Here is a 19,032-nt window from a genome sequence, read left to right as displayed (position 1 = left end):
ACCGTTCAGGGAGTGTCGCCCGCCTCCCCCGCGCTCGCGCCGCCGCCCTCGCCCCCGTACCGCTGCCGCAGCTCCCGGAAGATCCCGAACGCGGCGGCGGTCAGCGGGACCGCGAGGAGCATCCCGAGGATGCCCGCGAGCGAGGCGCCCGCCGTGATCGTCACCATGACGACGGCCGGGTGCATCTGCACGGTGCGGCTCTGCACGACCGGCTGGAGCAGGTGCCCTTCGAGCACCTGCACCGCGAGCACGACCCCGAGCACCCACAGCGCGATGACGAAGCCCCGGTCCGCGAGGGCCACGAGGATCGCGACGGCGCCGGAGAGGAACGCGCCGAGGTAGGGGATGTACGCGCCGAGGAAGACGAGCGCGCCCAGGCCGAGCGCGCCCGGCACCCCGAGGACGAGCAGGCCGATCGTGATGAACGTGGCGTCGATGAGCGCGATGATCGTCGTGCCGTGCATGAAGCCCGCGACCGCCTGGTACGCGCGCCGCGCCATCGCCTCCACGAGGTCGGAGCTGCCGCCGGGCGACAGTTCGCGCAGGGCGTGCAGCGCGCGGCCCGCGTCGCGCAGGAAGAAGAACATCAGGAGCAGCGCGAGCACGGCCGTCGCCACGAAACTGCCCACGACGCTGAGGCCGTTGATCACGCCGGTCGCCGCCGTGCCGCCGAACTTGTTGAGCAGTTGGCGGGCGTTGTGCGTGATGTCGTCGAGCGAGGCGTCCTCGGCGCCGACCCACGAGGCCGCGTCCTCGTAGCCGCTGCGGATCGAGTCGAGGATCTGCTGCCCGTTGTCGACGATCGCGCTCGTCACGATGTACCCGGCCCCTCCGACCGCCGCCACGACGGCCGCGCACGTGATCCCGGCCGCGAGCGAGCGCTGCACGTGCGCGCGCCCCACGAGCAGCGAGTGGAGCGGGCGCAGCAGCGCGGTCCCGAGCACGGCGAGCAGGATCGGCGTGACCGCGGTCTTCAGCTCCACGCACAGCCAGATCGCGACGGCGGCGACCCCGGCGGCGAGGAGGACGAGCACGCACCAGGCCCCGAACCTGCGCATCGGCTCGGGCAGCAGCTCTGCGGCGGACTTCGCGGACGGGGGCGGTACGGACATGGGCCCAGCGGACCACGGAGCGGGCCCGCGAGGCGCGAAGCCATGCCGGGCGGGAGGGCGGAAGGGGCGTCGCGGCGGGCGGGGAGCGACGGGAACGGGGAATGCGGTACGGCCGGACGGGTCGGGCCGATCGCCGTATCCTTGCACCACGGGAAGGAGCCGTTGATGAGCGTCGACGCGATCGTGCGGACCGTGTTCCCCGAGGGATACACGGTCTTCTTCGGTGCCGATGAGAAAGTGATCATGACTCCGCAGAGCGAAGAGCACTCCAGCACGATCCGCTCGATGCAGATCGACACGCTCGCTCTGGGTCGTCACGCGAAGGTGACGTCCGACGTGTACCTCGACTTTCCCGCCGACGAGAACTCCGCCCCGGACCTCGCGATCCTCCGGGAGGACGCGCGCAAGGACGGCAAGCGGTACAGCTTCGAGGACGTCCTCCTGATCTGCGAGGTCGTCTCCGTCTCCTCGGCCCGCAAGGACTACGACGACTGCACCGCCAAGTACGGCCGCTACGGCATCCCCGTCTACCTGGTCGTGGACCCCTACGCGCAGGAGGTCGTGGTACACACCCAGCCGAACGGAACCGGCTACATCGCCGCGTACACCCATAAGTACGGCACCGGCAAGCTCCCCATCGACCTCGCGGACGGCCGCACCTTCACTCTCGACCTCGACGCGCTCCCTCGCCCCTGAGCGCGCCGGCACCGGCGGCCGGGTAGCGGACGAGGAGGATCGCTTCCGTGTCGCCGGACGTGGCGCGGTAGAGGTGCGGGACATCGGCGGGCCAGGTGTGCGCGTCGCCGGGGGTGAGCCGTACGGGGGCAGTGGCGGTGCCGGCGAGGACGGTGCCGGCCAGGACGGTCAGGTGCTCGCGAGTGCCGGGGGCGTGGGCGGCCGAGCATTGCGCGGCCCCGGCGCGGACCCGTACGCGGTACGTCTCCGTGACGGCCGCGTCGTCCTCGTACCGGTCGAGGAGGCGGGCGTCGACGGCGGCGCCGGACGTCGTGGCGGCGCGGGGGCCGAGCACGGTCGTCAGGGGGACGCCGAGCGCGGTCGTCACCGCGTACAGCGTCTCCAGCGTCGGGTTCCTCGTCCCCGCCTCCAGCCCCGACAGCGTCGCCTTGCCGAGGCCGGATCGGCGCGCGAGCGCGGAGAGCGAGAGCGCGCGCGCCTCGCGCAACTCCCGGATACGCGCGCCCACTTCGACGGCCTGACCGGTCAAGGCGACTCCTTCGGAAAGCGGTTTGGTCCCTCGTACCCCGTCCCCTATCGTTCCATATACGGAACGCACCTTGCGAAGGAGCCCCTTCATGGACACCACCGAGCCGACCACCACCCCCCTGCCCGCCCGCTGCGCCCCCGTCGTCGCCGCGCTCGCCGCGCACGGGATCGCGGGCGAGGTACGGGTACTGGGCGAGCCGGCGCCGACGGCGGCCGCCGCCGCGGCGGCGCTCGGCTGCGAGGTCGGGGCGATCGCGAACAGCCTGGTCTTCGTCTCGGACGGCGAACCGGTCCTCGTCCTGACGAGCGGCGCGCACCGCGTCGACACGAAGGCGCTCGCGGCCCGCTGGGGGCGCGGCAAGCTGCACCGCGCGAGCCCCGAACAGGTCCGTACGGCCACGGGCCAGGCGATCGGCGGCGTCGCCCCGGCCGGCCACCCCGCCCCGCTCCCCACGGTCGTCGACGCGGCACTCACGGCGTACGACGAGGTCTGGGCGGCGGGCGGCCACCCGCACACGGTCTTCCCCACGACGGCCGCGGAACTGCTCCGGCTGACGGACGGCGTGCTGCTCGACGTGACGGCCTGAACGCGACGGCGGAATCCCGCCAGCGCCGATCCGCGTCCTCCACAACCATCAATCCCATGAACGGACTTGAGGGAAAAACGGCTCTGGTGACCGGTGGTTCGCGCGGGATCGGGGCCGCCGTCGTGCGGCGGCTGTCCGCCGAGGGGGCGCGCGTGGCGTTCACGTACGTGCGGGAGGAGGCGCGGGCGGCGGCGCTCGCGAAGGAACTCGACGGGCCCGCGCTCGCGCTGCGGGCCGACAGCGCGGACCCGGCGGCGGTGCGGGGCGCGGTGGCGGAGACGGTACGGGCCTTCGGCGGCCTCGACGTCCTGGTCAACAACGCGGGCGCGTTCCACGTGGGGGCGCTCGAAGAGCTGGGGGACGCGGAGATCGGGCAGTCCCTCGCGGTCAACGTCCGCGCCCCCTACGAGGCGGCCCGCGCCGCCGCCCCGCACCTCCCGGAGGGCGGCCGGATCATCACGATCGGCAGCAACACGGCCGTCCGCGTCCCCTTCCCCGGCTTCGCCCTCTACGCGATGAGCAAGACGGCGCTCCTCGGCCTCACGAAGGGCCTCGCCCGCGAACTCGGCCCGCGCGGCATCACCGCGACCCTCGTCCACCCGGGCCCCACCGACACCGACGCCAACCCCGCCTCCTCCCCCCAGGCCCCCACGGTCGCCGCCCTCACCGCCCTCGACCGCTACGCCGCCCCGCACGAGATCGCGGCCACGGTGGCCTTCCTCTCCGGCCCGGACGCCACGTACCTGACGGGCACGGAGATCACGGTGGACGGGGGGTGGGGGGCGTGAGGGGCTGAGGGGGCCGGGGGCTCGGAGGGCGGCCCGGCCTCGTACCCCCCGCACACACCGAGACCCCCGCCCGGAAGGGGCGGGGGTCTCGTGGCGGAGGCGGGTGCGCACCGGAGCCCGAGGGGGGCGTGGCTCCGGTGGCACCCGGTCCTTGGGGTGGACGCGGGGCGGCTCGGGTCAGGGATTGCCCCGGTCCAGGTCTGCGAGCGCCGTGGCGCGAGGCGCCGGGCGCGGTGAGCGCGAGGCGGCCGTCGTGCGAGGCGTCAGTGGCGGAAGGCGTCCTTCGTCTTCTCCTTCGCCTGCCGCATGTCACCGCGGGAGCGTTCGACGCCGCCCTCGGCCTGGAGCCGCTCGTTGCCGACGAGCTTGCCCGCCGTCTCCTTCGCGGCGCCCTTCACGCGCTCCGCGCGGGCGGTCGACTTCTGGTCCGTATGGTGCGCGTGCTTGCCGTGCTTCGCGGCCATGATCGTGCTCCTTCGCTTCGGGCTGTGAGCCGTATCGCTGACACCGACCGCGTGCCCCGCCCCTCGCGCCTCACACCTCCCGGCCCGTGTCCATTTCGCGGACACCTCCGAGGACGTACGCATCTTGTATCTATGCTGTGCGCATGCCCTCCGTCCCCACGGCCGCCCCCTCCGCCGACCCGCAGCCCAAGCCACCCAGACAACCCCCCGCCGCCGACCGCGTCTACGCGCACGTCAAGCACCGCATCCTCGACCGCAGCTACGCCGGCGGCACCCTCCTCACCGAGGGCGAGGTCGCCGACGAGGTCGGCGTCTCGCGCACCCCCGTACGGGAGGCGATGCTGCGCCTGGAGGTCGAGGGCCTGCTCAAGCTCTATCCGAAGAAGGGCGTCCTCGTCCTGCCCGTCTCCGCGCAGGAGATCGAGGACGTCGTCGAGACGCGGCTGCTCGTCGAGCAGCACGCGGCGCGCAAGGCCGTGCCCGCCTCGCCCGCCCTCCTCACCCGCCTCGAAGAGCTGATCGCCGAGCACGCGCGGCGCGCCGAGTCGGGCGACTACGAGGGCGCCGCCGCGAGCGACCGCTGCTTCCACGCCGAGATCGTGCGTAGCGGCGGCAACGAGATCCTCTCGCGCCTGTACGACCAGCTCCGCGACCGCCAGCTCCGCATGGGCGTCGCCGTCATGTACGCGCACCCCGACCGCACCACGAAGAACCTGCACGAGCACCGCGAGATCCTCGCCGCCCTGCGCGCGGGGGACGCCGCGGCCGCCGTCGACGTCGTCGAACGGCACGTCAGCTGGTTCCACACGCTCGCCCGCGGGGAGGTGCGATGACCGCGCAGTCGGTGCCCGCGCGTGCCACGCTCCCCGGCGATCCGCCCGGCGGCCGGGCGGCCGTCGCGATGTGGGGCGTCGGCGTCTCCGTCTACTTCGTCGCGATCATCTTCCGCACGTCGCTGGGCGTCGCGGGACTCGACGCGGTCGACCGCTTCCACGTCGGCGCCTCGGCGCTCTCGACGTTCTCCATACTCCAGCTCCTCGTCTACGCGGGGATGCAGATACCCGTCGGCCTCATGGTCGACCGGATGGGCACGAAGAAGGTGCTGTGCCTCGGCGCGGTCCTCTTCACCCTCGGCCAGCTCGGCTTCGCCTTCTCGCCGAACTACACGACGGGCCTGCTCTCGCGCGCGCTGCTCGGCTGCGGCGACGCGATGACGTTCATCAGCGTGCTGCGCCTGGGCAACCGCTGGTTCCCGGCCCGGCGCGGCCCCTTCGTCGGCCAGCTCGCCGGCCTCGTCGGCATGGCGGGCAACCTCGTCTCGACGCTCGTGATCGCCCGGCTCCTGCACGGCATCGGCTGGACGGCGGCCTTCGCGGGGAGCGCGGGACTCGGCGTCGTCGTCCTCGTCGTCACACTCCTCTTCCTCAAGGACCACCCCGAGGGCCACGAGCCACCACCCCTGCCCGCCGCGCACCGCGGCGCCGCCTACGTCCGCGCGCAGATCGCCGCGACGTGGCGCGAGCCGGGCAGCAGGCTCGGGATGTGGACGCACTTCACGACGCAGTTCCCCGCGATGGTCTTCCTGCTCCTGTGGGGCATGCCGTTCCTCGTCGAGCAGCAGGGCCTCTCGCGCGGCACGGCGGGGAACCTGCTCACGGTCGTCATCCTGTCGAACATCGTCGTGGGGCTCGTGTACGGGCAGCTCATCGCCCGCCACCACGGCGCCCGCGTCCCGCTCGTGCTCGGCACGGTGGCCGCGACGGCCCTGCTGTGGGCGCTGGTGCTGAGCTGGGGCGACACGGCCCCGATGTGGCTCCTCGTGCTACTGACGGCGGTCCTCGGCGCCTGCGGCCCGGCCTCGATGATCGGCTTCGACTTCGCCCGCCCGGCCAACCCGCCCGAACGCCAGGGCACGGCCTCGGGAATCGTCAACATCGGCGGCTTCACCGCCTGCATGATCCTGCTCCTGGCCATCGGCATCCTGCTCGACGCGACCGACGACAACTACCGCATCGCCTTCTGCGCGATCTTCGCGGTGGAGGCCCTGGGCGTCAGCCAGTTCCTGCGGCTGCGGGGCCGGGCCCTGCGCACCGAACGCGAGCGGCTGACGACAAGCAAGATCGAGGTCGTCCACGTACCCCAACAATCCAGCTCCTCCGGGGGCACCTCCCGGCCGCAGGCTGGGGGAACGTGAGGAGCGGAGTGGGGGGCGGAGCCCTGTAAAGAGGGGCCCGCCCCCGCTCAGGGCGTCACAGCGAAGTTGGCCAGGATCGCGGAAACCAGCTCCTCGTCCCCCTCCGACTTGACGTCATGCGCGGCCCGCTCCGCCGAGACCCGCCCGCACGCCAGCCGGAAATACGTCTCCCACTCCATGCTCAACGTGGCGATCGGCCCGAGCGACGGCGCCCCGTCCACCGTCCCCCGCCCCTCCGCGTCGACCCGTACCGTCCGCAGGAACTCGACGGGCCCGCCCACGTCGAAGACCACCGCGCTGCCGGCCGGAGCCCCCGCCCGCTTCGCGACCACCTTCGGCAGCCCCATCAGCAGCTCGTCCCGTGCGACATACGCCCCCGGCGAGTCCAGGTTCCCCGGCTGCCCGAGCGCGACGCGCAAGTCCTGCTCGTGCACCCACACGTCGAAGGCGCGCCGCCGCATGGCGACTTCGAGGGTCTGCTCGGTGCCGAGCGGCCCGCGCAGCACCGCGTCCGGCGCCCGGTTCTCGTTCCTGAGCTGCCGGTTGCGGCGGATGATCGTGTACTCCAGCTCGCCGAGCATCTCGGGAGCGGTGTGGTGGCGGCGGACGTCGACCTGCATCTCCATGTACCGCTGGTGCTCGGTACGGACGTGGTAGAGGTCGCGCGGCAGCGTGTGGATCGGGCGCGGGTCGCCGAGGATCTCGCAGTCCATGCCGATGACGTGCGAGATCAGGTCCCGCACCGACCAGCCGGGGCACGGTGTCGCCCGGTTCCAGTCCGCGTCCGCGAGGGGCTGCACCAGCGCGGATATCGCTTCCACGGAGTGGGACCAGGCGTCGGCATAGGTCTGAAGGCTGGGATGGAGGCTCACGGGACCCCTCGTGCGGTCGGTACGGCGCGGCGGTGGCCGCGGCAGGACATCAGGTCGTCAGGGACGGCTGGCGGGCGGTCAGGTCGGCGGCAGTGCTGCGCCGGTCGGTGCGCGGGTGCTCGGGGGCCGGGGGGAGAGAGCCCCCGGAAGAGCACAGTACGCCGCCGGGTGTCGCCCTGGCAGTGCTTTCGAGTGACGATGGTAGGCCGGAGTTGACGTCCCGCCCCACCCGGCGGTGGTACGGTGCGCCGCCGCACGACGGCACCGCGCCACGTATGCCCGGTACGCGCGTCCCCGTACGCCGGACGAACGCCTCCCCGCGCGCCCCGCACACGCTCCCCGGCCACCGCCCCCGCCGATCCGCCTCCCCGCGCCCAAGCCCCCGCTCCCGTACGCTCGGTGGCCATGGTGCAGGTACTGAGCAGCAGGATTCTGCTGCGCCCCACGGACCCCGACCGCTCCCGCGATTTCTACGGCCGCAGGCTCGGCCTCGCCGTGCACAGGGAGTTCGGCACGGGCGAGGAGCGCGGCACCGTCTACTTCCTCGGCAACGGCTTCCTGGAGGTCTCCGGCCGCTCCGCCGAACCCCCGTCCCCCGCACTCGGCATCTGGCTCCAGGTGCCCGACGCGGCGGCGGCGTACGAGGAGTTGCGCCGCGCCGGGGTGGAGATCGAGCGCGAGCCGCGCCAGGAGCCGTGGGGGCTCATCGAGATGTGGGTCCGCGACCCGGACGGCGTCCGGATCGCGGTCATCGAGGTGCCCGAGAAGCACCCCCTGCGCTGGCGCCCGTGACCGGCCTCAGTCGTCCTTCCCCTCCGCGAGCGCGATCACGCAGACGGTCACGGCGATGAGCAGCGCGGGGTCCACGTCCTCCCGCACGACCTGGACCCCGTACGTGTCGCGGACGGTGAACCAGCGCCGCGAGATCTGCGCGAGCAGTTCCCCGTCGTACTCGATCGCGAACTCGCGGTCGAGGATCTTGCCGCTCACGTCCAGCTCGGTCCCGTCCGCCATCTCCACGCGGAAGTGGTTGCGCAGGAGCGAGAGCCGCTTGCGCTTCACCCTGGCGAGGTGCTCGCCCTCCCGCTCGATGACCATCTCGCCCATGAGGCTGATCAGCTTCTTGTGGATGTCGACGAGCACGCGCCCCTGCTCGTCCTTCAGCTCGAAGGTCTGCCGGACCCGCATCGCCTTCCCGTCGACCAGGAAGACCTTGCGGCCCGACTCGTCCTCGATCCAGTAGTCGTCACCGATGGAGAACAGCCGCTCACGCACGAGGTATCTCATGGCCCTACGGCTACCCGATTTCCCGCCGGAAAGCGGAAGCGACGGGCGATGTTTCACGTGAAACATGACGTGGCCCACAGGAAGCCCGGCGATGTTTCACGTGGAACATCGCGATGTTCCACGTGAAACATCCGGGCCACGGATCGCCGCAGGTGAAGTGGCACCCTGGAGACCATGAACGACGCCTCTCCCGCGCCCGCCCGCCGTGCCCGTGTCCGCGCCCCCGAACTGGTCGGCAAGGGCGGCTGGCTCAACACCGGCGGCACCTCCTACTCACTCGCCGATCTGCGCGGGCGGATCGTGATCCTGGACTTCTGGACCTTCTGCTGCATCAACTGCCTCCACGTGCTCGACGAGCTGCGCGAGCTGGAGGAGAAGCACCGGGACACGGTCGTGATCATCGGGATGCACTCGCCGAAGTTCGTGCACGAGGCGGAGCACGCGGCCGTCGTGGACGCCGTGGAGCGGTACGGGGTCGAGCACCCGGTGCTGGACGACCCGGAGCTGGCCACCTGGAAGCAGTACGCCGTACGAGCCTGGCCGACGCTCGTCGTGATCGACCCCGAGGGCTACGTCGTCGCCCAGCACGCGGGCGAGGGCCACGCGCACGCGATCGCGACGCTGGTCGAGGAGCTGGAGGCGGAGCACGAGGCGAAGGGCACGCTGCGGCGCGGCGAGGGCCCCTACGTACCGCCCGAGCCCGTCGCCACCGACCTCCGCTTCCCCGGGAAGGCGCTGCGGCTGCCGGGCGGGACGTTCCTGGTCAGCGACACGACGCGGCACGCGCTCGTGGAACTGGAGGCGGACGGCGAGACGGTGCGGCGGCGCATCGGCAGCGGGGAGCGCGGGCTGCTCGACGGGAGCGCGGCCGAGGCGCGGTTCAACGAGCCGCAGGGCCTCGCGCTGCTCCCGGACGGCGCCGTCGTCGTCGCGGACACGGTCAACCACGCGCTGCGCCGCGTGGACCTCGCGAGCGGTGAGGTCGCGACGCTCGCCGGGACGGGGCGGCAATGGTGGCAGGGCGAGCCGGTCGCGGGCGCGGCGCGCGAGATCTCGTTGTCGTCGCCGTGGGACGTGGCGTGGTTCGACGGCAAGGTGTGGATCGCGATGGCGGGCGTGCACCAGCTGTGGACGTACGCCCCGGAGGCCGGGACGGTGCGCGCGGCGGCCGGCACGACGAACGAGGGCCTGGTCGACGGCCCGGCGGACGAGGCATGGTTCGCGCAGCCCTCGGGGCTCGCGGTGAGCCCCGACGGCGAGCGGCTGTGGATCGCGGACGCGGAGACGAGCGCGGTGCGCTGGATCGACCGCGCGGGCACGGTCCGTACGGCGGTCGGCACCGGCCTCTTCGACTTCGGGCACCGCGACGGCGCGGCCGGTCAGGCGCTCCTCCAGCACCCGCTGGGCGTCACGGCGCTCCCGGACGGCTCGGTGGCCGTCGCGGACACGTACAACCACGCGCTGCGCCGCTACGACCCGGCGAGCGACGAGGTGACGACCCTCGCGACCGACCTGCGCGAGCCGAGCGCGGCGGTCGTGGACGGCGAGGAGATCGTCGTGGTCGAGTCGGCGCGCCACCGCCTGACCCGGCTGCGGCTGCCCGAGGAGGCGGTACGGGTCGAGGCGGTCGCCCACCGCACGCGGCGGGCGGCGACCGAGGTGACCGCCGGGAAGCTCGCGCTGGACGTCATCTTCCAGGCCCCGACGGGCCAAAAGCTCGACACCCGCTACGGCCCCTCGACGCGCCTCCTTGTCTCGTCCACGCCCCCCGAGCTGCTGCGCGCGGGCGAGGGCGCGGGCACGGACCTCGCCCGCGAGCTGGAGCTGAACCCGGAGATCACGGAGGGCGTCCTGCACGTGTCGGCGATGGCGGCTTCGTGCGACGACGCCGAGGACAATGAATATCCCGCGTGCCACGTGCACCAGCAGGACTGGGGCGTCCCGGTGAAGCTCGTCGCGGAGGGCGGCGAGACGCGGCTGGCGCTGGTGCTGGCGGGGCTGGACGGCTGAGGCGGAGGGCCTACGGGGGCGGTCCGTTCGCCAGGGGGCGGCCCGTGCCCGTACCCCCGGCATCCTCACGCCGCCGCGCGCCCCCGTACACGCCACCGGCCGTCACCGAGAGCGGTGACGGCCGGTCAGGGGAGCGGCGGAAGCTGCGGGAGGAAGGCCCCGTCAGTAGCCGCCGTGCTCACGACGGATGCGCTCCTCCTCGGTCATCGGCTGCGAGGTGATGATCGGCGCGCCACCGGTGGTGGTGATCATGCGCCGCTTGCGCGCGATACTCGTGAAGGTCACGACGCCGATGATGCCGACGACCATGAGGATCACGCCGACCAGGCTCAGATCGAGCCCGCTGACGTGCCAGTCGGTCGCGAAAGCGAGGATCGCGCCGACCGCGATCAGGATGATGCACCCACCAAGTCCCATGACGAGCCTCCTTGTTGCCGTCCGTTCCGCACGGGTACCCCCGGGGGCGCACCGCACACGGCCGTGCGCCCCGCAAGAGCCCCGCGGCGGATGCGGGCGACGGGAGCCTCAGCCCTCCAGGAACGCCACCAGCGTGTTCGCGAGGTAGTACGGGTCCTTGTCCCCGCACAGCTCCCGCACGCTGTGCATGGAGAGGATCGCGACGCCGATGTCGACCGTCTTGATGCCGTGGCGCGCGGCCGTGATGGGGCCGATCGTCGTGCCGCACGGCATCGAGTTGTTCGACACGAAGCTCTGGTACGGGGCCCCGGCGCGCTCGGCGGCGGCGACGAAGACGGAGCGGCCCGCGCCGTCCGTGGCGTAGCGGTTGTTGACGTTGACCTTGAGGATCGGGCCGCCGTTGACGCGCGGGTGGTGCGTCGGGTCGTGCTTCTCGGCGTAGTTGGGGTGCACGGCGTGGCCCGTGTCCGAGGAGAGGCTCACCGAGGAGGCGAGGGCGCGGGCGCGGTCCTCGTAGGAGCCGCCGCGGGAGGCCACCGAGCGCTGGATGACGTTGCCGAGGAGCGGCCCGTCCGCGCCCGTGTCGGACTGGGAGCCGGTCTCCTCGTGGTCGAAGGCGGCGAGGACCGGGATGGAGGACAGCTCGCCGGAGCGGGACGCGGCGATGAGCGCGGCGACGCCGGAGTGCACCGAGAACAGGTTGTCCATGCGGGGGCCCGCGACGAACTCGTTCTCGCGCCCGAGGTAGGCGGGCGCCTCGACGGGATACGCGAGCAGGTCCCAGCCGGTGACGCTGCCCTCCTCCAGCCCCGCCTCGCGCTCCGCGAAGGCGATCAGCTCGCCCTCGTGCCCCTCGCCGAGGCCCCAGACGGGCTGGAGGTGGCGCTGCCGGTCGAGCTTGAGGCCGTCGTTGACGCCCCGGTCGAGGTGGACGGCGAGCTGGGGGACGCGCAGCAGGGGGCGGTCGACGGTGAGAAGCTTCGTCGAGCCGTCGCGCAGACTGAGCCGGCCCGCGAGGCCGAGGTCGCGGTCGAGCCAGGAGTTGAGCAGCGGGCCGCCGTACAGCTCGACGGCGACCTGGCGGAAGCCGTGCGCGGAGAAGTCGGGCTGCGGCTTGACGCGCAGGCCGGGGGAGTCGGTGTGCGCGCCGACGATGCGGAACGGCGTGTGCGCCTCGACGCCCTCAGGGACGAACCAGGCCACGAGCGCGCCGCCGCGCAGCACGTACTTGCCGCCCGGCGTGCCCTCCCACGCCGCCTCCTCGGCGACCTGCTGGAACCCGGCCCCGTCCAGGCGCCGCGCCGCCTCGGCGACGGCGTGGTACGGCGTGGGGGACGCCGCGAGGAAGGTCAGGAGGTCGTCGGTGTGCGTCCGGTCGAACGGCGCGGAGGCGGGGGCGGAAGTGCTGGTCGTCATGGGGAGAGCCTAACGAGGGGGGTGGAGGCGGGGGCGGGACGCCTGAGGCGCGCTGCCGCAGGACAGACCCCCACCCACCCGGGGGGCTCCCCTGTAACCATTCTTTCGCACCCCGCAACCCCCCAGCCCCCCTCCCGCCCAATCTGTGGATAACTTCGCCGAAGTCGCAAAACGCCTCACCCCTTCGAGCGAAACCGTCCGAGCAATGCGGCTTCGAGCGAACGCGCCACGCGAACGCCCCCTGGGCGCACGACCCGACCGGCCGCACCCGGCACGCACGAGCCCCCCGGCACGCACGAGCCCCCCCCGGCACGCGGGAACGCCCGCCCCCAGCGAACGCCAACGCCCGCCCCCGACAAACGCGAACATCCGCCCCCGGCGAACGCGAACACCCGCCCCCAGCGAACGCCAACGGCCGCCCCCGACAAACGGGAGCGGCCGATCGCGCCGAAGCCTCAGCGCTCTGCGCGCACAGGGCTCAGAACGCCTCCTCCGGCAGGTCCATCAGCTCCAGGTCCGTCGACTCGGCAAGCGCCCGCTCGACCGCGACGCGGGGCAGGATGTTGGCCGCGAAGAACTTGGCGGCCGCGATCTTGCCCTCGTAGAAGTGCTTGTCCTTCGAGGAGGCCGAGGCGAGCTTCTCCTCGGCGACGGCCGCGCCGCGCAGCAGCAGGTAGCCGACGACGACGTCACCGGCGGCGAGCAGCAGGCGCGAGGTGTTGAGGCCGACCTTGTAGATCTCGCGGGCGTTCTCCTGGGTGGCGGCGAGCTGCGTGAGCATCGCGCCGACCAGGGCCTCCAGCTCACCGGCGGCCTTCGCCAGCTCACCGCGCGCGGCGGCCAGCGTCTCGCCGCCGGGCCCGACCGCGAGGAACTTCTTGATGTCCTCCGCGACGGAGTTCAGCGCGGCGCCCTGGTTGCGGACGATCTTGCGGAAGAAGAAGTCCTGGCCCTGGATCGCCGTCGTGCCCTCGTAGAGGGTGTCGATCTTGGCGTCCCGGATGTACTGCTCGACCGGGTACTCCTGGAGGTAGCCGGAGCCGCCGAAGGTCTGGAGCGACTGCGCGAGCTGCTCGTAGGACTTCTCGGAGCCGTAGCCCTTGACGATCGGGAGGAGCAGGTCGTTGAGGGCGTGCAGCTCGGCGGCGTCCTCGCCCGCGGCCTCCTTGACGGCGATCGAGTCCTGGACGGCGGCGGTGTGCATGACGAGCGCGCGCATACCCTCCGCGTACGCCTTCTGCGTCATGAGCGAGCGGCGCACGTCGGGGTGGTGCGTGATGGTGACCTTGGGCGCGGTCTTGTCGGTGAAGTTCGCGAGGTCGGGACCCTGCACGCGCTCCTTGGCGTACTCCAGCGCGTTGAGGTAGCCGGTGGAGAGGGTCGCGATGGCCTTCGTGCCGACCATCATGCGGGCGAACTCGATGATGCGGAACATCTGGCGGATGCCGTCGTGCTTGTCGCCGATGAGCCAGCCCTTGGCGGGGTGGCGGTCGCCGAAGGTCATCTCGCACGTGTTGGACGCCTTGAGGCCCATCTTGTGCTCGACGTTCGTCGCGTAGACGCCGTTGCGCTCGCCCAGCTCGCCGGTCTCCCAGTCGAACTCGTACTTCGGCACGAGGAAGAGCGAGAGGCCCTTGGTGCCGGGCTTGCCGCCCTCGGGGCGCGCGAGAACGTAGTGGAGGATGTTCTCCGACATGTCGTGCTCGCCGGACGTGATGAAGCGCTTCACGCCCTCGATGTGCCAGCTGCCGTCGGCCTGCTCGATCGCCTTCGTACGGCCCGCGCCGACGTCCGAACCGGCGTCCGGCTCGGTGAGGACCATGGTCGAGCCCCACTGCCGCTCGACGGCGATCTCCGCGACCTTCTTCTGCGCCTCGTTGCCCTCGTCGAAGAGGATGCCGGCGAAGGCCGGCCCGGAGGAGTACATCCAGATGGCCGGGTTGGCGCCGAGGATGAGTTCCGCGTACGCCCAGATGAGGGAGCGCGGGGCGGTGGTGCCGCCGATCTCCTCGGGCAGGCCGAGGCGCCAGTACTCGGAGTCCATGAACGCCTTGTAGGACTTCTTGAACGTCTCCGGTACGGGCGCGGTGTTCGTCTCGGGGTCGAAGACGGGCGGGTTGCGGTCCGCGTCGGCGAAGGACTCGGCCAGCTCGTTCTCGGAGAGCCGGGCCAGCTCGGCGAGGATCGACTTCGCGGTCTCGGCGTCCATCTCGGCGAAGGGACCCGAACCGTAGACCTTGTCGCGGCCCAGGACCTCGAAGAGGTTGAACTCGATGTCTCGGAGATTCGACTTGTAGTGCCCCACGGCGACGGCTCCCTTGCGCGGTACGGGGAGGCTGCCCTCCACCCGGACGTATCAGACATACAAGCCGATATCAGTACGGGATGCCCACGCGCACGCGTACCTGTACCGGCTGGTAGCTACGATGATGCTACCCGCGAGTAATAAGACGCAAGCCCTGACGGCCCGGGCGAATGAGGAAGTCGTCACTCCGGCCCCCGGAGCCCGCTCCCCTCACGGCCCTCCCGGCCCCCGTACCACCTCGGTACTCTTTCCCCCATGTACGGCTACGACCCGAACGCGGGCGCCCAGCAGCAGTACGCGCAGCCGCCGCAGCAGCCCCAGCCCGGCGGCTACGGCCAGCAGCAGGACACGTACGGCCAGCAGCAGCCCCCGCTCTACCCCGAGCCGTCCCCGCCCTCCCTCGCCGAGGCGGTCCGCGCCTTCACGACCGGCCAGTTCACCTCGGACGACTTCCAGCAGATCTTCGCCGCGTCGAAGGTCTACTGCCCGCGCGGCGACACCCCCGGCTTCCTGGCCCTGCACAACACGCAGCAGCCCGTGATCCCGATGTTCACCTCGCTGAAGGAACTGCGCCGCTACGCGGGCAAGGACTCGAAGTACTTCGTGATCACGGGCGCGGAGGTCCTGGACCTCCTCCCCACCGGCTACGGCTTCGTCCTGGACATGGAGGGCGAGCACCGCATCGTCTTCGACGCGAAGGCGGTCGAGGAGATGGTCGAGTACGCGATGCGAAGGATGTACGGCTGACACCCTCCCCCCGGGGACGCACGCGGGCGCCGGGCGCGGGCGGCCGGGCCTCAGCCTGACCGCGCCTCGCGGGTCCGGCGCCAAGGCTCAGGCCGCGGGCGGCACGAACACGCAGAACTCGTTCCCCTCGGGATCTTGCATGACGTGCCAGGGGACGCCCTTCTCCACGTCGGGCTCCGCGACGACCCGCGCACCCAGTCCGCGCAGCCGCTCGACATCCCCGTACACGTCGATGTGCATCCGGTTCTTGACCACCTTGCCCTCGGGCACGGGGCACACCCAGATCAAGGGTCCGCCTCCCGCCGCGTCGACGATGGCCACCGGCTCCCCGGCCGGCCCCTCGCCCTCCCGCCGCACATACCCCATCGCGGCACACCACCAGTCGGCGAGCGCCTGATGATCCCGCGCGTCCAGACAGAGATCCTTGAACCGGGCGGGCGCGGTCTTCGAGGAAGAGGTCATGCGCCCAGCCTGCCCGCGCCCGCCCCCCGGCCACCACCCCTTTGCACCACCGCGCCCCCCAAGCCCGCCCGATCGAGGCCCCGTTCACCGCGATCGACAGTAATGTCCCTCTTTGTACCGCTCCTTGACGGGGCACGGACCAGCAGAGGGGAAGACCGGAGTGAACCGGGCCAAGATCCTGGCGAGCGCGTTCGCCGCCACCGCCGTATGCGCCGCGCTGACCGCCACCCCGGCGACGGCGTCGACCGGCGCGGGCGTCCGCGCGGCGGCCGGCGACCCCGCGTACAAGATCCTCAAGCACCTCGACTACTCGGGCCCCGGGAAGGCTTCGCTGCGCGCCGGGTACTACGACCGCGCGCGGGACAAGGGCTTCGGCTGGAACAAGGTCAAGAAGAAGCACAACATCACGAAGTACTCGGCCGTGGAGTTCATCGCGAAGTCGCCGAACCGCGACCGCGTGGGGAAGACGACGACCTACCACCTGACCGGATACGCCGGTAAGTACCGCTGCCGGAACGGCGTGTGCAAGCTCGAAAAGCAGTACAAGATGATCCTCTCGGTCAACCAGAAGGTGCTGCGCGACGGCCAGGACAAGGGCGTGATCACCATGTACTGCAAGGGCGTCGTCCGCTGCCCGAACTGGGTCAGCACGACCCTGGCCAAGGAGAACAAGCGGTCGGCGGCCCCCGCCGGGAACGACGAGTACGTCAGCTCGTACACCCCCTTGGCGAACCGTCTGAACGACCCCGCCCGGTCCGCCCCGCATGACCGGTGACGCGGACAGCGCGTTCCTCACCCACGCCTCGGAGGCCGCCTTCGACCTCGGCGAGGACCGCTTCCGGCTCACCACGCTGCGCATCCACCCCCGATCCGTCGCGTTCACCGAGACCGAGGGCCCCGCGCAGCCGCCCGTCTACCGCGAGGGCCCGCCTCCCGGCACCGGCCGCGAGGCGCGCCGCACGTACGACTGGCAGCCTGCCGCAGCGGCGCCGGCCTGGATGAACATGGCCTGGCTCCTGGACGACCTCGCGGCCTGGGTCGGGCAGATGGCGGAGGACCACGTCGTACTGGCGGGCGTCGAGTCCCCCGAGCCGGACTGGTGCGACGTCCTGGTCCGCGACGGCGACACCCCGTACCGGGCCCGCCTCGCTCTGGCCGCCCGGGACGAGGTCCTGGACTATCCCGGTATGTACCTCCGCGAACTGTTCGCCGAAGGCCGCCACCGCGACCACCTGGCGGAGAACGGGACACTGGTCGATCTGCGCGGCGTTCTCTGACCCCTCCGGACCGCCGTCCGCCCACCGACGGCCCCGGTGGGCGCACGTCACCTCCGATAGCACCGCGCCACCTCCCCGAAGGCGGCCTTGGGCTCCCACGCCATGTCGGGGTAGGCCCGCCCCCGGCGCCCTTCGAGGAGTTTCACGATTCCCAGCCCGGCCCGGTCGAGGTCGTCCCGGGGATCGCCGTCCGGGCGGTGCGGATAGCCGGCCAGGGCGAAGAGGAACACGAACGCGCTGTCCACGCCCTCGCTGTCGAAGATCTCCAGGAGTTCGCCCAGATACGCGGCCTGGCCCGCCTCGTCCCGCTCGTAGACGCCGTTCAGCCGTATCGGCGCCCGGGTGTGCGGATCGTGCTCGACCACATCGAGCACCCGCCCGCCCCGGTCTCCCGCGCCCCGGTAGGCCGCGGTGCCGAAGCCGGTGATGGCGAGCGGCTTGGGTCCCCGGGCCAGTTCGCGCACCGCCCCACGGAACCGGTCGGCGACCTCGGCGGAACGGATCAGCTCGTACGTCACGATGTCGAAGGGCGTCCAGTCGACCTGCTCGAACTGGATGGCCGCGTACGTGAGCCGCCCCCGGAAGCGCGCGCGCACCGCGGTGGCGGCCTCGCGCAGGAACGCGTTGACGCGCACGCCCAGTTCGCCCATGGCCGCGCCGCGCCGCTCCGGCCGCCCCATCAGTCGCTCGACCCGCTCCCCGGGGTTCTCCCCGGGCAGGAACCCGCGGTTCATCACGCTCAGCTCGACCCCCGCGACGAACACGACCTCCGCTCCCTGCCGCCGGAGCCGTTCCGCTCGCTCGGCGCAGTCGCGGAAGAGCCCGAGGATCCGCTCAGCGTCCAGCTCCAGCGGATAGGGCGAGAACCACACCTCCAGGCCCAGCGCGGCGGCGGCACCGGCGGCCAGTTCCAGTCGCTCCGGGTCACCGCCGATGATCTGGACCGCGTCGCAGTGCAGGTCGTCGCGGATGACGGCCAGTTCGCGCCGGACCACCGCAGGGTCGAAGTGCTCGCGGGATGTCCGCCCGTGCACGACGAGCCCCGTGTCGTAGGTCATTCCTCGTGCCCGCATGGCGACGCCCCCTCGGTCCGTTCCGGTCGCGTCGAGACTGACAGAAAAAATGCGTGCACGCAAATTTGCGTGCACGCAGTATGTCGTGAGAGGCTGGGCGCCGTGACGACACCACCATCAGGACTGCGGGAACGGAAGAAGCAGGCCACACGCGAGGCGCTGCGCGAGGCGGCCCTGCGGCTGGCCGTGGAGCGCGGACCGGATCAGGTGCGGGTCGAGGACATCGCCGAGGCGGCCGGGGTCTCGCCGCGCACCTACAACAACTACTTCACCAGTCGCGAGCAGGCGATCGTCTCCGCCGTGACCGCCGACCGGGAGGCGCGGATCGCGGCGGCGATCGCGGCCCGGCCCCCGGGCGTACGCCTGGCCGACGTCGTCACCGAGGCGGTGGCCGAGCAGTACGCGCACACCGGCGAGCGCCAAGAGCGGGCGCTCCTGCTGATCACCACCCGCCCCGCCCTGCGGGACGCCTTCCTCGACACCACCGGCGGCATCGAGCCCCCGCTCACGACGGTGCTCGCCGAACGCCTGGGGGACGCCGGAGGGCCCACGGCACGCGTTCTCTCCGCGAGCGTGGCGGCGGCGGTGCGCATCGCGCTGGAAAGCTGGCTCGCACCGTCCCAGGACGCGGAGGCCGCCGAGACCGTCTCCGGTGGGCTCGTCGTGCCCTCCGGCTCCCTGCCCGACCGACTCCGCGCGGCACTGGCCCCGCTCGCGCCCGCCTTCGACGCCGCCGAGGGGGCCGCCCAGCCGTGACCGATGCCCCGACAGGGGGTGGCGCCGCCGCTCCCGCGAGG

General features: G+C 72.2%; 21 protein-coding genes. 11 read left to right on the top strand and 10 right to left on the bottom strand.

What is annotated here, in order from left to right:
* Positions 1-5 precede the first annotated feature (5 nt).
* Positions 6-1,112: an AI-2E family transporter gene (locus G3I42_RS36035; protein WP_164291854.1), complete on the bottom strand. Its 1,107-nt coding sequence runs from the start codon at positions 1,110-1,112 to the stop codon at positions 6-8.
* Positions 1,113-1,277: 165 nt separating this feature from the next.
* Between G3I42_RS36035 and G3I42_RS36030 the strand changes: the two genes are divergently transcribed.
* Positions 1,278-1,808, top strand: a complete 531-nt coding sequence (locus G3I42_RS36030) for a Uma2 family endonuclease (protein ID WP_164291853.1) — start codon at positions 1,278-1,280, stop codon at positions 1,806-1,808.
* On the opposite strand, the gene G3I42_RS36025 is transcribed toward G3I42_RS36030, so the two are convergent.
* Positions 1,774-2,337, bottom strand: coding sequence for an XRE family transcriptional regulator (locus G3I42_RS36025; RefSeq protein WP_203607777.1), 564 nt, complete (start codon positions 2,335-2,337; stop codon positions 1,774-1,776). The two genes, G3I42_RS36030 and G3I42_RS36025, sit on opposite strands and share 35 nt — an antisense overlap.
* An 88-nt stretch (positions 2,338-2,425) precedes the next feature.
* Between G3I42_RS36025 and G3I42_RS36020 the strand changes: the two genes are divergently transcribed.
* Both G3I42_RS36020 and G3I42_RS36015 read left to right on the top strand, forming a co-directional pair.
* Positions 2,426-2,923: a YbaK/EbsC family protein gene (locus tag G3I42_RS36020; protein WP_164291852.1), complete on the top strand. Its 498-nt coding sequence runs from the start codon at positions 2,426-2,428 to the stop codon at positions 2,921-2,923.
* 56 nt (positions 2,924-2,979) lie between these two features.
* Positions 2,980-3,711, top strand: coding sequence for an SDR family oxidoreductase (locus tag G3I42_RS36015; RefSeq protein ID WP_164291851.1), 732 nt, complete (start codon positions 2,980-2,982; stop codon positions 3,709-3,711).
* 263 nt (positions 3,712-3,974) lie between these two features.
* Here G3I42_RS36015 and G3I42_RS36010 read toward each other — a convergent pair whose 3' ends face one another.
* Positions 3,975-4,175, bottom strand: coding sequence for a CsbD family protein (locus G3I42_RS36010; RefSeq protein WP_164291850.1), 201 nt, complete (start codon positions 4,173-4,175; stop codon positions 3,975-3,977).
* A gap of 143 nt (positions 4,176-4,318) precedes the next feature.
* On the opposite strand from G3I42_RS36010, the gene G3I42_RS36005 reads away from it, so the two are divergent.
* On the top strand, positions 4,319-5,008 hold the full coding sequence (locus G3I42_RS36005; RefSeq protein ID WP_164291849.1) for a GntR family transcriptional regulator: 690 nt from the start codon (positions 4,319-4,321) through the stop codon (positions 5,006-5,008).
* Entirely contained in the window at positions 5,005-6,369 is a 1,365-nt protein-coding gene (locus G3I42_RS36000) for an MFS transporter (RefSeq protein ID WP_164291848.1), read from the top strand. Before G3I42_RS36005 ends, G3I42_RS36000 begins: the two co-directional genes overlap by 4 nt.
* A gap of 47 nt (positions 6,370-6,416) precedes the next feature.
* Here G3I42_RS36000 and G3I42_RS35995 read toward each other — a convergent pair whose 3' ends face one another.
* A complete protein-coding gene (locus G3I42_RS35995) occupies positions 6,417-7,241 on the bottom strand; it encodes a maleylpyruvate isomerase family mycothiol-dependent enzyme (RefSeq protein ID WP_164291847.1) in 825 nt (274 codons plus the stop codon).
* Between the two features lie 405 nt (positions 7,242-7,646).
* Between G3I42_RS35995 and G3I42_RS35990 the strand changes: the two genes are divergently transcribed.
* A complete protein-coding gene (locus tag G3I42_RS35990; RefSeq protein ID WP_164291846.1) occupies positions 7,647-8,033 on the top strand; it encodes a VOC family protein in 387 nt (128 codons plus the stop codon).
* A 6-nt stretch (positions 8,034-8,039) separates the two neighbouring features.
* Here the strand turns inward: G3I42_RS35990 and G3I42_RS35985 are convergent, their stop codons facing one another.
* Positions 8,040-8,528 (bottom strand): LURP-one-related family protein, encoded by a 489-nt coding sequence (locus G3I42_RS35985; RefSeq protein ID WP_164291845.1) that lies wholly within the window; start codon positions 8,526-8,528, stop codon positions 8,040-8,042.
* Between the two features lie 174 nt (positions 8,529-8,702).
* Here G3I42_RS35985 and G3I42_RS35980 point away from each other — a divergent pair, with 174 nt between their 5' ends.
* Positions 8,703-10,538, top strand: coding sequence for an NHL domain-containing thioredoxin family protein (locus G3I42_RS35980; protein WP_164291844.1), 1,836 nt, complete (start codon positions 8,703-8,705; stop codon positions 10,536-10,538).
* A gap of 162 nt (positions 10,539-10,700) precedes the next feature.
* Here G3I42_RS35980 and G3I42_RS35975 read toward each other — a convergent pair whose 3' ends face one another.
* From G3I42_RS35975 to G3I42_RS35965, 3 genes are all read right to left on the bottom strand, one after another.
* Positions 10,701-10,955 carry a DUF6458 family protein gene (locus G3I42_RS35975; RefSeq protein ID WP_164291843.1) on the bottom strand — a complete coding sequence of 85 codons (255 nt, stop codon included), beginning with the start codon at positions 10,953-10,955 and terminating at the stop codon, positions 10,701-10,703.
* 108 nt (positions 10,956-11,063) lie between these two features.
* On the bottom strand, positions 11,064-12,371 hold the full coding sequence (locus G3I42_RS35970; protein WP_164291842.1) for a M18 family aminopeptidase: 1,308 nt from the start codon (positions 12,369-12,371) through the stop codon (positions 11,064-11,066).
* A gap of 478 nt (positions 12,372-12,849) precedes the next feature.
* The gene (locus tag G3I42_RS35965) at positions 12,850-14,676 is read right to left on the bottom strand and encodes an acyl-CoA dehydrogenase (RefSeq protein WP_164291861.1); all 1,827 of its coding nucleotides are present in this window, start codon (positions 14,674-14,676) and stop codon (positions 12,850-12,852) included.
* A 255-nt stretch (positions 14,677-14,931) separates the two neighbouring features.
* Between G3I42_RS35965 and G3I42_RS35960 the strand changes: the two genes are divergently transcribed.
* On the top strand, positions 14,932-15,423 hold the full coding sequence (locus G3I42_RS35960; RefSeq protein ID WP_164291841.1) for an SseB family protein: 492 nt from the start codon (positions 14,932-14,934) through the stop codon (positions 15,421-15,423).
* 87 nt (positions 15,424-15,510) lie between these two features.
* Here G3I42_RS35960 and G3I42_RS35955 read toward each other — a convergent pair whose 3' ends face one another.
* Complete coding sequence (locus G3I42_RS35955) at positions 15,511-15,885, bottom strand: VOC family protein (RefSeq protein ID WP_164291840.1); 375 nt, start codon at positions 15,883-15,885, stop codon at positions 15,511-15,513.
* A gap of 160 nt (positions 15,886-16,045) precedes the next feature.
* Between G3I42_RS35955 and G3I42_RS38160 the strand changes: the two genes are divergently transcribed.
* Both G3I42_RS38160 and G3I42_RS35940 read left to right on the top strand, forming a co-directional pair.
* Positions 16,046-16,660, top strand: coding sequence for a hypothetical protein (locus G3I42_RS38160; RefSeq protein WP_239096901.1), 615 nt, complete (start codon positions 16,046-16,048; stop codon positions 16,658-16,660).
* The gene (locus tag G3I42_RS35940; protein WP_164291839.1) at positions 16,650-17,162 is read left to right on the top strand and encodes a hypothetical protein; all 513 of its coding nucleotides are present in this window, start codon (positions 16,650-16,652) and stop codon (positions 17,160-17,162) included. Before G3I42_RS38160 ends, G3I42_RS35940 begins: the two co-directional genes overlap by 11 nt.
* A gap of 47 nt (positions 17,163-17,209) precedes the next feature.
* On the opposite strand, the gene G3I42_RS35935 is transcribed toward G3I42_RS35940, so the two are convergent.
* Positions 17,210-18,235, bottom strand: a complete 1,026-nt coding sequence (locus G3I42_RS35935; protein WP_239096900.1) for a hypothetical protein — start codon at positions 18,233-18,235, stop codon at positions 17,210-17,212.
* Between the two features lie 102 nt (positions 18,236-18,337).
* Between G3I42_RS35935 and G3I42_RS35930 the strand changes: the two genes are divergently transcribed.
* Complete coding sequence (locus tag G3I42_RS35930; RefSeq protein WP_164291838.1) at positions 18,338-18,991, top strand: TetR/AcrR family transcriptional regulator; 654 nt, start codon at positions 18,338-18,340, stop codon at positions 18,989-18,991.
* Positions 18,992-19,032: the final 41 nt, after the last annotated feature.

This window comes from Streptomyces sp. SID11385, from assembly GCF_010548245.1.
GTDB lineage: Bacteria > Actinomycetota > Actinomycetes > Streptomycetales > Streptomycetaceae > Streptomyces.
Note: the sequence above shows the minus strand (reverse complement) of the source record. Positions and strands in the feature narration are given on the sequence as shown.